The organism is Pseudomonas batumici, from assembly GCF_000820515.1.
In the GTDB taxonomy this organism is placed as follows: Bacteria; Pseudomonadota; Gammaproteobacteria; order Pseudomonadales; family Pseudomonadaceae; genus Aquipseudomonas; species Aquipseudomonas batumici.
Map to the genome: position 1 here is coordinate 36,484 of NZ_JXDG01000048.1, position 13,580 is coordinate 50,063.

General features: G+C 61.6%; 15 protein-coding genes and 2 tRNA genes. 7 read left to right on the forward strand and 10 right to left on the reverse strand.

Features of this window, described 5'->3' with window-relative positions:
- Positions 1-7: 7 nt before the first annotated feature.
- Positions 8-274 (reverse strand): phosphopantetheine-binding protein, encoded by a 267-nt coding sequence (locus UCMB321_RS18480; protein WP_040069590.1) that lies wholly within the window; start codon positions 272-274, stop codon positions 8-10.
- A 41-nt stretch (positions 275-315) separates the two neighbouring features.
- Positions 316-2,016 carry an AMP-binding protein gene (locus UCMB321_RS18485; protein WP_084615101.1) on the reverse strand — a complete coding sequence of 567 codons (1,701 nt, stop codon included), beginning with the start codon at positions 2,014-2,016 and terminating at the stop codon, positions 316-318.
- A 347-nt stretch (positions 2,017-2,363) separates the two neighbouring features.
- Here UCMB321_RS18485 and UCMB321_RS18490 point away from each other — a divergent pair, with 347 nt between their 5' ends.
- On the forward strand, positions 2,364-3,236 hold the full coding sequence (locus tag UCMB321_RS18490; RefSeq protein WP_040069594.1) for an SPFH domain-containing protein: 873 nt from the start codon (positions 2,364-2,366) through the stop codon (positions 3,234-3,236).
- A 64-nt stretch (positions 3,237-3,300) separates the two neighbouring features.
- Here the strand turns inward: UCMB321_RS18490 and UCMB321_RS18495 are convergent, their stop codons facing one another.
- The 3 genes from UCMB321_RS18495 to UCMB321_RS18505 form a co-directional block, all read right to left on the reverse strand.
- Positions 3,301-3,861, reverse strand: coding sequence for an NADPH-dependent FMN reductase (locus UCMB321_RS18495; protein WP_052451304.1), 561 nt, complete (start codon positions 3,859-3,861; stop codon positions 3,301-3,303).
- A 325-nt stretch (positions 3,862-4,186) separates the two neighbouring features.
- Positions 4,187-4,263: transfer RNA gene (locus UCMB321_RS18500), tRNA-Val, on the reverse strand.
- A gap of 159 nt (positions 4,264-4,422) precedes the next feature.
- A tRNA-Val gene (locus UCMB321_RS18505) sits at positions 4,423-4,499 on the reverse strand.
- A 186-nt stretch (positions 4,500-4,685) separates the two neighbouring features.
- On the opposite strand from UCMB321_RS18505, the gene UCMB321_RS18510 reads away from it, so the two are divergent.
- Complete coding sequence (locus tag UCMB321_RS18510) at positions 4,686-5,969, forward strand: NAD(P)/FAD-dependent oxidoreductase (protein ID WP_040069596.1); 1,284 nt, start codon at positions 4,686-4,688, stop codon at positions 5,967-5,969.
- A gap of 28 nt (positions 5,970-5,997) precedes the next feature.
- Here the strand turns inward: UCMB321_RS18510 and UCMB321_RS18515 are convergent, their stop codons facing one another.
- Positions 5,998-6,684 (reverse strand): PA2778 family cysteine peptidase, encoded by a 687-nt coding sequence (locus UCMB321_RS18515; RefSeq protein WP_040069599.1) that lies wholly within the window; start codon positions 6,682-6,684, stop codon positions 5,998-6,000.
- 231 nt (positions 6,685-6,915) lie between these two features.
- Here UCMB321_RS18515 and UCMB321_RS31095 point away from each other — a divergent pair, with 231 nt between their 5' ends.
- Complete coding sequence (locus tag UCMB321_RS31095) at positions 6,916-7,083, forward strand: hypothetical protein (RefSeq protein WP_167337449.1); 168 nt, start codon at positions 6,916-6,918, stop codon at positions 7,081-7,083.
- 70 nt (positions 7,084-7,153) lie between these two features.
- Here UCMB321_RS31095 and UCMB321_RS18520 read toward each other — a convergent pair whose 3' ends face one another.
- Positions 7,154-7,903, reverse strand: coding sequence for a TerC family protein (locus UCMB321_RS18520; protein ID WP_040069601.1), 750 nt, complete (start codon positions 7,901-7,903; stop codon positions 7,154-7,156).
- A gap of 135 nt (positions 7,904-8,038) precedes the next feature.
- Between UCMB321_RS18520 and nhaR the strand changes: the two genes are divergently transcribed.
- Positions 8,039-8,944, forward strand: a complete 906-nt coding sequence (gene nhaR, locus UCMB321_RS18525; protein WP_040069604.1) for a transcriptional activator NhaR — start codon at positions 8,039-8,041, stop codon at positions 8,942-8,944.
- On the opposite strand, the gene UCMB321_RS18530 is transcribed toward nhaR, so the two are convergent.
- Together UCMB321_RS18530 and UCMB321_RS18535 are read right to left on the reverse strand one after the other, a co-directional pair.
- Positions 8,941-10,095, reverse strand: a complete 1,155-nt coding sequence (locus UCMB321_RS18530; RefSeq protein WP_040069606.1) for an MFS transporter — start codon at positions 10,093-10,095, stop codon at positions 8,941-8,943. The two genes, nhaR and UCMB321_RS18530, sit on opposite strands and share 4 nt — an antisense overlap.
- A gap of 295 nt (positions 10,096-10,390) precedes the next feature.
- A complete protein-coding gene (locus UCMB321_RS18535; RefSeq protein WP_040069669.1) occupies positions 10,391-10,900 on the reverse strand; it encodes a DUF1993 domain-containing protein in 510 nt (169 codons plus the stop codon).
- A 130-nt stretch (positions 10,901-11,030) separates the two neighbouring features.
- Here UCMB321_RS18535 and UCMB321_RS18540 point away from each other — a divergent pair, with 130 nt between their 5' ends.
- The gene (locus tag UCMB321_RS18540) at positions 11,031-11,678 is read left to right on the forward strand and encodes a YceH family protein (RefSeq protein WP_040069607.1); all 648 of its coding nucleotides are present in this window, start codon (positions 11,031-11,033) and stop codon (positions 11,676-11,678) included.
- Between the two features lie 15 nt (positions 11,679-11,693).
- On the opposite strand, the gene UCMB321_RS18545 is transcribed toward UCMB321_RS18540, so the two are convergent.
- Positions 11,694-12,512: a shikimate 5-dehydrogenase gene (locus tag UCMB321_RS18545; protein WP_040069608.1), complete on the reverse strand. Its 819-nt coding sequence runs from the start codon at positions 12,510-12,512 to the stop codon at positions 11,694-11,696.
- A 256-nt stretch (positions 12,513-12,768) separates the two neighbouring features.
- Between UCMB321_RS18545 and UCMB321_RS18550 the strand changes: the two genes are divergently transcribed.
- Together UCMB321_RS18550 and UCMB321_RS18555 are read left to right on the forward strand one after the other, a co-directional pair.
- Positions 12,769-13,107: a hypothetical protein gene (locus UCMB321_RS18550; RefSeq protein WP_040069610.1), complete on the forward strand. Its 339-nt coding sequence runs from the start codon at positions 12,769-12,771 to the stop codon at positions 13,105-13,107.
- 219 nt (positions 13,108-13,326) lie between these two features.
- Positions 13,327-13,521 (forward strand): hypothetical protein, encoded by a 195-nt coding sequence (locus UCMB321_RS18555; protein ID WP_040069612.1) that lies wholly within the window; start codon positions 13,327-13,329, stop codon positions 13,519-13,521.
- Positions 13,522-13,580: the final 59 nt, after the last annotated feature.

Sequence of the window (13,580 nt, forward strand, 5' to 3'; positions counted from 1 at the left end):
ACGCCCCTCAGATGGCTGGAGACAGGTCGAATACGTTCGCCTCGTCGAGCAGTTCCGCCAACTCGCCCAAGGTGGTCAGGCCGTCGATGGGCTCGGCCGGAATGCTCATCTCCAGGCGCCCGCGCAGCTCGGAGAGCAAGGTCAGTTGGCTGAGGGAGTCCAGGCCCAGATCGAGCAAGGCGTCACCGGGTTGCAAGGGCAAACTGCTCAAGTGGGCCGGCAAAATGCCTTGCAGCGAAAGACTACGAATCGTCTGGCAAATAACGTCGAACACAAGTGCTCCTTGCACGCATGCAATCCGTGCAGCTGGGTGGGTTAAACGGAAAGAGAGGTCTGGGTCGCGGCGACGCTGCTCAATTCGCCGCCGAGGTAGCGTCGACAGAGGGCCTGGCGTTGAATCTTGCCGCTGGTGGTCCTGGGGAAATCCGCGCGCCGGATCAGCACCAGGTCATCGACCTGGACACCCGCATGCCGGACCGCCGTACGGGCCACCTCGCGACGCAGATCGTCCAGTTCGCGTCCGGCCAGCGCGTTGCTCGCCATGACCACCACCACGCTTTCCCTGGCCAGGCGGCCGTCGATGCAGGAAAAGGCGGCGACCGAACCCGCGGCCAGCCCGAGCGAGCTTTCCAGGGCCCATTCGATGATCTGCGGGCTGACGTTCACGCCGGCCCGCGTGATGAGGTCCTTGGTGCGCCCGGTGATATAGATTTCGTCGTCGAGCAGGAAGCCCAGGTCGCCGGTGCTGTACCAGTCGCTGCCCTGGCGGCGTACCGGCTCGACCTTCAGGTACTGGCTGATCACCGAGCTTCCGCGAATTTCGATATGACCCAGGCTACCCTCGCCCAGCGCGAGCCCGTGCTCATCGGCGATGCGCAACTCGACCCCATCGACCACCTTGCCGTTACCCAGGTACGCGGCGGAACCGGGAGCCCCTTCGCCCAGCTCGATGACTTCGCCGAGGGCATGCAAGGCGCGGGTATCCAGCCAACGTACGCGCAGCGACTGCCCCGGCGGATTGAGGGAAACCGCCACCACGGCTTCGGCCATGCCATAGGCCGGTTGCAACACCCCGGACTGCAGGCCATGGCAGGCGAATGCGCTTTCGAACTGGCGCAGATGGTCATGGAACACCGGCTCGGCCCCCACCCAAGCGTAACGCCAGGCGGACAGATCCAGCTCACCGTCACGCACCCGCCCCGCCAGACGATTGAGCAGGGCAAAGGCCGATGTCGGCGCCGGCGACAAGGTGCCTTTATAGCGCGATAGCGCCTGCAGCCAGGCGAGCGGTTGCCGGGAGAATTCACGCGTCGGCATCAGGACCAGATCGATGCCGCACCACCAGGCCAGGGTGATCGCCGACAGCCCCATATCGTGGTGCAACGGCAGCCAGCTGACCATCCGGTCGCTCGGGCTGACCGCGACCCGTTCGGCAATCGCCTGGCAATTGGCACTGAGCATTGCCTGGCTGATGCACACGGCCTTGGGCAGTCCGGTGCTGCCTGAAGTGAACTGCAGAATGGCCTGGTCGGCGGGGACACAACGCGCCGGCTCATGCAGTGCTTGCACGTTGCCCAGCGCTTCGCCCAGCGCGACATCGGTCAGGACCCGGCTTGCCCACTCCTGGGACAACTGTTGCCGGACAGGCTCACTGCCGAGAATCAGGGCCGGCTCGATCAACTCGAGCATGCCGTTCAAACGACCGTCATCGGGCTTGCCGGAAGACGTGCCCAGTTCATGGGGCAACAGGGAAATGGCCAGGCCTTCGGCCCAGGCCGCCAGTGTCATCGACAGCACGTCAAAGCCGGACGCCAAGGCAATGGCAACCACCTGCCCACGCTGGAGGGCACGTTGACGCAGCACGCTGCGCACTTGCGCAACGCGCTCGAGTAATTCGCAGTGGTTGATCGAGACAGCCGCATCCTGCGTCAGAACAGTCGTTTGACGAGAATGAGAATCGGTAGCGAATTTTTCGAACAGACACAAACAGGTAGGCTGGACTATTCCATTAGCCATTTTTGTCGCTCCTTGACACAGGCCGCGCAATCTACAGATTGTCCGACAATGGGTCAATATGGCTTTTCAATATCACCGAAAAAAATGACTGTCAGGTCACGGTGGCCCAGACGGGATAGCCCGCCGACGACGGTTTGCGCTCTGGTCTGAGAGTGGTTTCTCAGAATGAGACCGGTCAAATGGTTATCATGTCGAGCCGCCGACAAGGGCGGCCCGACAGGTGTCCGGGACCATTGCGGTCAGCGAGGCCGCCTGCAAAACCATTGGCCATGTTAACGGGGAGCAGTCCCTGAACACGCCGGCAGCGCGTCCAGGGATGGCTTGCCCGTTCATCAAAGGAACGAAATATGACCCGTAATATGATCGGCAGCGCGGTGGGGGGTGCAGCCGCACTGATCCTGCTCATCGTGTTTTTTGGCAGTTGGTACACCGTGGATGAAACCGAGCGCGGCGTGCTCCTGAGAAACGGCGCGCTCGTCGGCGTGGTGGACCCGGGACTGTCGTTCAAGACGCCGTTTATTGAAACGGTGAAGCTGATCAGCACCCAGAGCCAGGTATCGGCGTACGAGAACCTCCAGGCCTACAGCAAGGACCAGCAATCGGCGCAGCTCAAGGTCTCGGTCTCCTGGCACGTCGCGCCCTCCGATGTCGCCAAGGTGTACACCCAGTTCAAGGATATCGAGGGCATCCGCGACCGCCTGATCAGTCGTCAGGTACCGACCCAGGTCGAGAACGTCTTCGGCCAGTTCAACGCCGTGGCCGCCGTGCAGAACCGCGTCCAGCTGGTCAGTGACATTTCCATGGCGATCAAGGCGGCGATCACCGGGCCGGTGATTATCGACAGCGTGCAGGTCGAGAACATCGACTTCAGCGACGCCTATGAGAAAGCCATCGAGGCCCGCATGGCCGCCGAAGTCCAGGTCAAGACCCGCGAACAGCAACTGGCGACCGAACAGGTCCAGGCACAGATCCGCGTGACCCAGGCACAAGCCGAAGCCGATGCGCAACTGGCACAGGCCAAGGCCGATGCCCAGGCCACCGAACTGCGCGGTCGGGCCGAAGCCGAGGCGATCAAGGCTCGGGCCCAGGCACTGGCGAGCAACCAGAACCTGGTGGAGTTGACCAAGGCGGAGCGTTGGAACGGCGTGCTACCGACAACAGTGCTGCCAAGCGGCTCCCTGCCCTTCATCGATGCCCGGCAGGACCGCAAGTCCGACTGACTGCAGGAGCAGGCCTACTCGCGATGGGCGTCAAGGATGACGCCCTCAGGCTCATCGCGAGCCATCAGACGTCGACCGGCTGCTTCTCCGGGACCCGACTTTTCTCATCGATCCAACCCTTGAAGGCTTCCAGGGCTGAAACGATTTGTCGGCGAATCTGCGGGTCCACGGCAATCTCCGCCTCCCCCATCTCTTTAGCCAGCAAATTCACAGTGATCGATGCCGACTCGACTAGATTCGCCGACATCGTATCCAGCACCAACCTGAGCGCCGCCTGCGCATGACTCGCCCGTGGCGATGCATTGAACAGCGCCACCGGCTTGCCGGGAAACTCGTGACTGGCAACGAGCCAATCCAGCGCGTTCTTGAACGATCCCGGAATGCCGCGCGCATACTCAGGGCACGAAATCAGGATGCCATCCACCCGACCGATCCGCTCGCGCAACGCCACAACGATCGCCGGAGGATTGTCAGCCAGGTCCGGGTCGAAATGCGGCAGTTGCCCCACGTCCAGATAATGCTGGATCGACACCCCTTCAGGGCTGAGTCTCTCGGCGGCGCGCAGTAGCGAGCTGTTTGAAGAGGCTGCCCGAAGGCTCCCGGAAATTGCCAGTATCCGTACCATTGATATCCCCGCTACAACCGAAACGCCCTGGAAAGAAAAGCCCGCTCAATGGCGGGCGCTTGGAAACTCTGCACTCATGAGCGCATTGTCCGGGAGTCCACGCATATCGGCCAGGGCTGAAACAGAGACTAAAGAGGGAGGAAGGTCAACCAACTGAATGTGGCGGTATTTCAAGAGCGCTGCGGATCGGCCGTCAAGCCGCCGCAGATGACAGTCCAGCCAGTACGGATCTGATGAGCCGAGAACACTTGCTGAACCCAAGATGCAAAAAAGGGTCAACCTCTCGGTTGACCCTTTCTGACCGCCCAGCAGAGCGGATTTTGTTTGGTAGGCGCGATTGGACTCGAACCAACGACCCCCACCATGTCAAGGTGGTGCTCTAACCAACTGAGCTACGTGCCTGCTGTGAGGCGGCATTCTACGGAATTTCGAAGGTGTGTCAACCCCTTTTCTTTCCGCTAAGCCTATGAATATGCGTATTTTTTAGTGAGCACCCGAAAACAAAAAAGGGCCAACCTTTCGGTTGACCCTTTCTGACCGCCCAGCAGAGCGGATTTTATCTGGTAGGCGCGATTGGACTCGAACCAACGACCCCCACCATGTCAAGGTGGTGCTCTAACCAACTGAGCTACGTGCCTGCTGTGGGGCGGTATTTTGCGGATTTTCTCGCGAGTGTCAACCCCTTTATTTTGCTAACTCTTTGAATATGCAAATTTTTTACTGAGTTCTGCAGACGCCGGCTTTTTCCCAGGGTGGCTGGCGGGGGTATTTCATCTAAGGTAGGATCAGGCCAATCGTAAAAAATATAAAACAGAGGTTGCAGGATGGCGAACACTCCCTACCCCCAGTCCTATTACGCCGCTTCGGCGAATCCGGTACCGGAACGCCCTGCCCTGCAGGATGACGTCGCGACCGATGTGTGCGTGATCGGTGCCGGCTATACCGGGCTGTCCAGCGCACTGTTCCTGCTGGAGAACGGGTTCCGGGTCACGGTGCTGGAGGCCGCCAAGGTCGGTTTCGGCGCGTCGGGCCGCAATGGCGGGCAGATCGTCAACAGCTACAGCCGCGATATCGATGTCATCGAACGCAGCGTTGCCCCCAAGCAGGCCCAGTTGCTCGGGCAGATGGCCTTCGAAGGCAGTCGGATCATTCGCGAGCGAGTCGCCCAGTACAACATCCAGTGCGACCTGAAGGACGGTGGTGTATTCGCCGCCATTACCAAGAAACAGATGGGTCATCTCGAATCCCAGAAGCGGCTCTGGGAGCGCTTCGGCCACACCCAGCTCGAACTGCTGGACGAGCGGCGCATTCGGGAGGTGGTCGGCTGCGACCAGTACGTGGGCGGCATGCTCGACATGAGCGGTGGCCATATTCATCCGTTGAACCTGGCACTGGGCGAAGCGGCCGCGGTCGAGTCGCTGGGCGGGACGATCTACGAGCAGTCTCCGGCGGTGCGCATCGAACGCGGCGCCAACCCCGTGGTGCATACGCCCCAGGGCAAGGTCAGGGCCAAGTTCATCATCGTCGCCGGCAACGCCTACCTGGGCAACCTGGTGCCGGAACTGTCCGCCAAGTCGATGCCCTGCGGCACCCAGGTGATCACCACCGAGCCCCTGGGCGATGCGCTGGCGAAGTCGCTGTTGCCCCAGGACTACTGCGTCGAGGACTGCAACTACCTGCTGGACTACTACCGCCTTTCCGGCGACAAACGCCTGATCTTCGGCGGCGGCGTGGTATATGGCGCACGGGACCCGGCCAATATCGAGGCGATCATCCGGCCGAAAATGCTCAAGGCCTTCCCGCAGCTCAAGGATGTGAAGATCGACTACGCCTGGACCGGCAACTTCCTGCTGACGCTGTCGCGCCTGCCGCAGGTCGGCCGCCTGGGGGACAACATCTACTACTCCCAGGGCTGCAGCGGTCACGGTGTGACCTACACCCACCTGGCGGGCAAGGTGCTGGCCGAGGCCCTGCGCGGCCAGGCCGAGCGTTTCGACGCCTTTGCCGACCTGCCGCACTACCCCTTCCCCGGCGGCCAGTTGCTGCGCACGCCATTTAGCGCCCTGGGCGCCTGGTATTACACGCTGCGGGACAAGCTGGGGGTTTGAACACCCCGGCCTGTTGCAGACCTTGCCATCAATGCCCGACCAATGCCTTCGTGGCCTGGGCCGCCGCCTGCTCCTGACCGGCCTGGGCCAGGTCGTTGGCGGCTTTCAACCAGCGCTGCCGATCAACCTGGACCGGCAATTGCGTCGGCGCCTGGACCAGCACCGCCCAACTGCCGGCATCCTTCCAGGCCGAAGCAAAGGCCGAGAACGTGATCAGCATCCGGCGATTCATGCCCGAGCGCAGCAGGACGGTCTGTTTGTTCCGGTTGTAACCGACCAGCACCGCATAGCGCGGGGTCGACCACACCCGGCCCTCGTTGAACCGCACCAGCACCGGATACCCGGCCGCGACCTGGGCCAGCAACGCCGACAAGTCAGGGTCCAGCGGGTACACCACCATGCCGTACTCACGCGCCAGGACCTGCATGTTTCGCTCAAGACCGTCCTCGGCGCCGGGCAATTTCAGCGGTTTCTCCAGCAACCCCGGCGTCACGCTGACGCCCTGCTGCGACAACATGCTGGCCAGGGCCATGGTACCGCCTTGATAGGCTTCGCCACGGAAGAACGGCACGGCATTGAGTTCAACCCGCTCCGGCAGACGCTGGACGTCCGGCGCAACACCGCCGGCACAACCGCCCAATCCCAGCAACAATGCGCCCACCAGCCACAAGCGCCGCCCCGGTACCCTTTGCAAACCTGTTGATCCCTTGAACATCTTCACTCTCTTGGTCAATCGCCAGGCCGCTCAACACCTGGCAGGGCCCCTGATCATAGGTCGCAGGTGACCAAGGGTATAGCCTTTCGTTGCAGATTGCCTGGCGCGATAGAGCGAAATGACTGCATCCCCACGACCTTTGGTCAATGGACTGAAACACTGCAACGTCTAGACTGGATTGGCAGGAAGACGGACGAAGTGAGTGAGCCCGAACGGGCGAAGGAGGCACTGATGAGCCTTGTAGCGATCATTGTACTGTTGGTGCTCGGCTGGGTAACCGTCGCGGCGGCCATGTTATGGGGAGTCCTGAGAGTCTCCCGTCGGCATCACACCCCTGCCCTGCCTGCGCAGCCCAAATCCAGCGAAAAGTCCCAGGCCCGTACCGCCATCGCCCACTGACGGACTTTCACGAAAACGCCACGAAAAAGGCCGCCTGAACCCAGGCGGCCTTTTCAGCATGCGGCCAGTATCAGGCTTCTGCCAGCTGACGCTTGTGCCGGGCACGTCGGGCCAGCATGTTCAAGCCTTCGATCACCGCGGAGAAGGCCATGGCCGCGTAGACATAGCCCTTGGGCACATGGGCACCGAAACCTTCGGCAATCAGCGTCATGCCGATCATGATCAGGAAGCCCAGGGCCAGCATCACCACCGTCGGGTTGTCGTGGATGAACTTCGCCAACGGCTCGGACGCCAGCAACATCACCAGGACCGCCACCACCACCGCCACCACCATGATCGGCAGATGCTCGGTCATGCCCACGGCCGTGATGATGCTGTCGATGGAAAAGACCATGTCGAGCATCAGGATCTGGCCGATCGCCGCCGCAAAACCGAGGGATACGCTGGCGCTGCTGTCTTCGGCCTCCTTGGCCTCGGGGTCCATGCTGTGGTGAATCTCGGTGGTGGCCTTCCACACCAGGAACAGGCCGCCGGCAATCAGGATCATGTCCTTCCAGGAGAACGCCTGGCCGAACAGCTCGATCACCGGCGCGGTGAGCTGGACGATATAGGCGATGGTGCTCAACAGGCCCAGGCGCAGGATCAGGGCCATGCCGATACCGATGCGCCGGGCCTTGGTGCGAAACTGCGCCGGCAGCTTGTTGGTCAGGATCGAAATGAAGATCAGGTTGTCGATGCCCAGCACGATTTCCATGATGATCAGCGTCGCCAGGGCAATCCAGGCGGTGGGGCTGACGGCGAGTTGCAACAGGTATTCCATGCTTCAGTCCTGATTCCGGGGTGAGGCGGCCACGTGCTGGCCCACCGATAGCAACGCATTCTAGGGAAGCAGACACTTCAGTAAAATTCGTATTTTTAAGCGCTATACTTCGGTTTTAACGAACTGATGTCATCCATGCTCAACTATCGCCAGCTTCACTATTTCTGGGTCGTGGCCAGAACCGGCAGCATTGCCAGGGCCTGCGAGCAGTTGAACCTGACACCGCAGACCATCAGTGGCCAGATCAGCCTGCTGGAACAGACCTTTGACGTGGAGTTGTTTCGCAAGGTCGGGCGGCAGTTGGAACTGACCGAGGCCGGGCGCCGGGTCCTGCCCTACGCCGAACAGATGTTCCAACTGGGCAACGAACTGGAAGCAATGCTGCGGACCCAGCCGAACGAACAGCAGCGGCTGCTGCGGGTCGGGGTTGCGGATGTGGTGCCCAAATCCATCGTCTACCGCCTGATCGCGCCGACCATGGAGCTGGATGAGCCGATCCGTATCACCTGCCGCGAAGACAAGCTCGAACGCCTGCTCGCCGACCTGGCGATCCAGCGCCTGGACCTGGTGATTTCCGACAGCCCCATGCCCAGCCACTTGGACATCAAGGGCTACAGCCGGAAACTGGGGGAATGCGGGATCAGCTTTTTTGCCACGGCCTCATTGGCAGCGCGGCATGCCGATGATTTTCCGCGCTGCCTGCACGGCGCACCGCTGCTGATTCCCGGGCAGGAAAGCGTGGTTCGCAGCCGCCTCCTGCGTTGGTTCGCCGAACAGCAACTGCATCCGAGGATAGTCGGTGAGTTCGACGACAGCGCCCTGATGCAGGCGTTCGGCCAATCCGGCAGCGGGATCTTCATCGCACCGAGCGTGATCGCCGAGGAAGTGTGCCGGCAGTACGGCGTCGAACTGATCGGCCAGACAGAGGCGGTGAGCGAGTCGTTCTACGCGATCTCGGTGGAACGCAAGGTCAAGCACCCCGGCATTGTCGCCATCACCGAGGGGGCTCGACGCGAGCTCTTCACGACACTGGAAGACTAAGCGTAGACCGTACGGGATTTGGCACCCATCAGCGCCAGCGCCAGCAGGATCGACAGCAGGATAAAGCCGGCGGCGGCAAAACCGAGGCTGCCCAGGCCCAGGTTGTCGATCACCCGACCGCCGACCATTGCCCCCAGGCCAATCCCCAGGTTGCCACCGGCAATGTTCAGCGACGCCGCGAAGGCCGGCGCATGGGGCGCGGCCTTCATCAGGCGCACATGGCTGACCAGGAACAGGGCCGCCTGGGTCACGCCCCAGACGCCCAGGGCGGCCGCCAGGCCAAGGATAGAGTGAATGCTCGGCACCAGGGCCACCATGCCACCGATCATGAAGGCGCAGAACACCATCGAAGCGATCAGCGGATGGCGATCGACCATGCGCCCGCCCAGGGAGTTGCCGATCAGCCCCACCGCACCGAAGCCCATCAGGCACCAGCCGACCACCGTACCGTTGAAACCGGCCAGGCGCTCGAGGATATCGGCCAGGTAGGTGTAGGCCGTGAACATGCCGCAGAACACCAGGATCGACAACAGCACATGGCCGATCATCAGCGGACGACGCAGGATGCCGAACTGCGAACGCAAGGACACTTGCTCCAGGTGCAGGCGCGTGGCCGGCAGGTAGCACCAGAGCAGCAGGGCCTTGATCATGGCCACCCCCGCCAGGATCGCAAAGGCGCTGCGCCAGCCCCAGGCGTCGGAGATCAAGGTGCCGACGGGAATTCCGAACACCGTCGCACAGACGATGCCGAAACCGATCTTCTCGATCGCACGCCCGGCGTAGTCGGGGCCGACGATGTCCACCGCCGTTTCACTGGCCAGGGCCCAGAAGACCGGGAGCCCCAGCGCCGGCAGCAGGCGGGCGATGGCCATGACGCCGATATTCGGTGCCAGCGCCGCCAGGGTGTTGGCCAGGCCGAACATCACCAGGATGGTGATGAACAGGCGCCGGCGTTCGAAACGCGAAAAGTACGCGGTCAGGAAGGGTCCGAACGCGGCGACGGTAAAGGCGAACAAAGTCACCAGCAAGCCCGCCTGGGGAATGCTGACGTCAAGGTCACGGGCAATCGACGGCAGCAGGCCGACAATGACGAACTCCGTCGTCAGCACGGTGAATCCGGCGGCTGACAACAGCAGGATGGGCAACAACATGAATCACTCCAGAAACGACAACGCCAGCGATAGCCCGAAGGCCCGCTGAATAAGAGGTGCAAACAGAGGGGAAGCGATCACTGTAACAGAAGGTGTGTGGCGAGCGGGCTTGTCGGAACGCCGCACCGCCGCGCTGGGGCGCGAAGCGGCCCTAAAACCGGCGAGTGCGGCCTATCAGACAGACCGAGGTGACCGGTTTTGCGACTGCTTCGCAGCTGAGCGCGGCGGTGCGGCGTTCCGACAAGCCCGCTCGCCACAAAATTACCAGCAAGTCAGAGGTGAACCGGCAACGAAATCAGAACGCGCCCATGTAGTCACGCTTGCCGATTTCCACGCCGTTGTGGCGCAGGATCGCGTAGGCAGTGGTCACGTGGAAGAAGAACTGCGGCAGGCCGTAGGTCAGCAGGTAGGCCTGGCCACTGAAGCGCTTCTCTTTCGGGGTGCCCGGACGGGTCACGATCTCGATGCCTTCATTGCCGTCGATCTGTGCCGCAGTGATGCTGTCGAGGTGAGCCAGCACCTTGCTGATCAACGCCTGCAATTCGGCGAAAGTGGTTTCGGTGTCCGGGTAGGACGGCACTTCGATCTTGGCCAGACGCGAGGAAACGCCCTTGGCGAAATCGACCGCGATCTGCACCTGACGGTTCAGCGGGAACATGTCAGGGGCCAGGCGGGCTTGTACGAAAACGCTCGGATCGATGTTCTTCGCCGCCGCGTGGGCTTCGGCCTTGTTCAGAACGTCGCTCAAGGCATTGAGCATTTGTTTGAAAACCGGAATGGAAGCTGCGTACAGGGAAATGGTCATGAGGATCTCGCAGTGAAAATGGCAGGAGTGAAGCCGGACGATTATAGCCAGGGTGAAGCTCATCGCGGCTTGTCTTTTTACGGGTGAAGGCCCTACGCTGGTGACCTTTCTATGCAAAGGGAAACGCACAATGGGCAGCGAGCAAGAGACTTCCGTCGATCAACCCCAGTTGAACAGCACGGAAATCCGCATCCTGGGCTCCCTGATCGAAAAACAGGCCACCAGCCCGGAAACCTATCCCCTGACCCTCAATGCCCTGGTCCTGGCCTGCAACCAGAAAACCAGCCGCGAGCCCGTGACCAACCTCAGCCAGGGCCAGGTCGGCCAGAGCCTGCGGGCCCTGGAAGGCCGCGGTTTCACTCGCCTGGTGATGGGCAGCCGCGCCGACCGCTGGGAACATCGGGTCGACAAGACGCTGGAACTGGTGCCGGCCCAGGTCGTGTTGATCGGCCTGCTGTTCCTGCGGGGTCCGCAAACGGTCAACGAACTGTTAACCCGCAGCAGCCGGATGCATGATTTCGAAGACAGCGAGCAGGTCGTGCACCAGCTGGAGCGCCTGATTGCCCGCGGCCTGGCCCTGCTGATTCCACGCCAGTCCGGGCAGCGGGAAGACCGCTACACCCACGCCCTGGGCGACCCGGCGGATATCGAGGCGATCCTCGCGGCCCGTCAGCAAGGACCGGAACGCAGTGCGACCGGCGCCGTGTCCGTGGAGCGCATCGAAGAACTGGAAGCGCGGATCACGGCGCTTGAAGAGCGTCTGGCGCGGTTGGAGTAACCCGCCCGCAGGTCTTCAACTGCGCGCAAACGCCACGGCTTTCTGGAACTGCTCCTCGCCAGGCCGCACGCCGGTGTACAGCACGAACTGTTCCAGCGCCTGGATGGCAATGACCTCGAGCCCGGTGATCACATGCTTGCCCTGGGCCCTGCCCCGCAGAATCAGCGGGGTTTCCGAGGGCACCGCGACCACGTCGAACAGCGTCTCGGCGGCGTCCACCGCCGCGGCCTCGAACGCCAATTGATCCGCCTCAGGACCACCGCTCATGCCGATCGGCGTGACATTGACCAGCATCCGTGGGCGCAACGCCCCCAATTGCGCCTGCCATTCATAGCCGCAATTCTGTGCCAGCGCCCGGCCCGCCACTTCGTTGCGGGCCACTATCACGCCATTGCGGTAACCACCGTCGCGCAGGGCCGACGCCACGGCCTTGGCCATGCCACCGCTGCCCTGCAGCGCAAAGGTGATGTCCTTGGGCACCGCATGGCTGTCGAGCAGCTGCGCAATGGCGATGTAGTCGGTGTTGTAGGCCTTCAGATAGCCGGCGGTGTTGACGATGGTATTGATGGACTGGATCGCCGCGGCGGACGCATCCAACTCATCCACCAGGGCGATGCACGCTTCCTTGAACGGCATCGACACCCCGCAGCCACGAATGCCCAGGGCCCGGATCCCAGCGACCGCACCGGGCAGGTCCTGGCTGCTGAACGCCTTGTAGTAAAAGTTCAGCCCTAGTTGTTCATAAAGGTGATTGTGGAAACGCAAGCCGAAATTCCCGGGGCGCCCCGACAACGACATGCACAATTGGGTGTCTTTGTTGGGGTTCATCTGCATGTTTCATCTCCTGATGGGTGTTTTCGGACAAATGGGATTAGGCATTTACCCAACTTTCGTCGATCATAGCCACTCGCTGAAAGGCTCTGGCACCTGCCTCGGACACCTGTAAAGAAGCCGCGCCACGAGCCTTACACAAAATTTACTCAACGGCTTCGCAATTTTTCGAAAAGTCGTTGTCATAGAAGTATCCCCGCGACAGTCCTTGAGTCTATTGCAGACAACAAGCGCTGGGGTTGGAACCCGAGGAATAATCATGATTCGCACAATTCCCAAGATAGCCTTGCTCGTTGGTGCACTCGCTGTCGCAGGTCAGGCCTCTGCCCACGGCGGTGGTGGTTGGGTTGGCCCTGCCTTGTTGGGTGGCGTGATCGGTGGAGCCATCGTCGGTTCGATGGTCTCTCGCCCGGCTTACGTCGAGCAGCCGGTGTATGTACAACCGGCTCCGGTCTACGTGCAACAGCCGCCTCCGGTCTATGTCCAACCCGCACCGGTCTATGTCCAGCCGGCTCCCGTCTACGTCCAGGGTGGTTACTATGGCCGTCCGGTGTACTACGAACACCGGCATCATTGGCACGACGGCCCACGCTGGTAATCGACAGTCGCAATACCCAGGCCCTGCTCGCAAGAGTGGGGCTTTTTTTTGCGATGTCTGAATTACACCCTCAAAGGTCGCAGGCAAGACACCCGCCCACCCTCGATAAAAGGCATGATGTAACCTGTCGTCGCCCAGGACGGGCGTTAATACGACTGTCATATTTATGCCATACCTGATCAGCAAGATCAGGCTAAATGATAAGAACAAGGACGCGCCATGCCTACACAGCACCCACATCGCACCGCTGGACTCTGCACCTCGAGCAAGGTCTACAGCGCCCTCACCGAACTCAAGCAGCTCGAAGGCCACCGCACGGCCAAATTTCTCTCGTTGCTGGCCGAAAACCTGGTCCGCAAGGGGCTGCTCAATGAGCAGGAAGTGCTGAAGATGCTGGATCAGGTCGTCGACTGACGTCCCCCTCTTTACCGCCTGTCGATCTCGTCGATGTCCACTATCGAGCGCGATGATTT

Bases quoted from the DNA above. Each gene is read 5' to 3' on its own strand.
- UCMB321_RS18555 (WP_040069612.1), top strand. From the start codon at position 13,327: ATGCCTACACAGCACCCACATCGCACCGCTGGACTCTGCACCTCGAGC.
- UCMB321_RS18545 (WP_040069608.1), bottom strand. From the start codon at position 12,512: ATGCAGATGAACCCCAACAAAGACACCCAATTGTGCATGTCGTTGTCG.
- UCMB321_RS18485 (WP_084615101.1), bottom strand. From the start codon at position 2,016: ATGGCTAATGGAATAGTCCAGCCTACCTGTTTGTGTCTGTTCGAAAAA.
- UCMB321_RS18535 (WP_040069669.1), bottom strand. From the start codon at position 10,900: ATGACCATTTCCCTGTACGCAGCTTCCATTCCGGTTTTCAAACAAATG.
- UCMB321_RS18550 (WP_040069610.1), top strand. From the start codon at position 12,769: ATGATTCGCACAATTCCCAAGATAGCCTTGCTCGTTGGTGCACTCGCT.
- UCMB321_RS18510 (WP_040069596.1), top strand. From the start codon at position 4,686: ATGGCGAACACTCCCTACCCCCAGTCCTATTACGCCGCTTCGGCGAAT.
- UCMB321_RS18520 (WP_040069601.1), bottom strand. From the start codon at position 7,903: ATGGAATACCTGTTGCAACTCGCCGTCAGCCCCACCGCCTGGATTGCC.
- UCMB321_RS31095 (WP_167337449.1), top strand. From the start codon at position 6,916: ATGAGCCTTGTAGCGATCATTGTACTGTTGGTGCTCGGCTGGGTAACC.
- UCMB321_RS18495 (WP_052451304.1), bottom strand. From the start codon at position 3,861: ATGGTACGGATACTGGCAATTTCCGGGAGCCTTCGGGCAGCCTCTTCA.
- UCMB321_RS18540 (WP_040069607.1), top strand. From the start codon at position 11,031: ATGGGCAGCGAGCAAGAGACTTCCGTCGATCAACCCCAGTTGAACAGC.
- nhaR (WP_040069604.1), top strand. From the start codon at position 8,039: ATGCTCAACTATCGCCAGCTTCACTATTTCTGGGTCGTGGCCAGAACC.
- UCMB321_RS18490 (WP_040069594.1), top strand. From the start codon at position 2,364: ATGACCCGTAATATGATCGGCAGCGCGGTGGGGGGTGCAGCCGCACTG.
- UCMB321_RS18530 (WP_040069606.1), bottom strand. From the start codon at position 10,095: ATGTTGTTGCCCATCCTGCTGTTGTCAGCCGCCGGATTCACCGTGCTG.
- UCMB321_RS18515 (WP_040069599.1), bottom strand. From the start codon at position 6,684: ATGTTCAAGGGATCAACAGGTTTGCAAAGGGTACCGGGGCGGCGCTTG.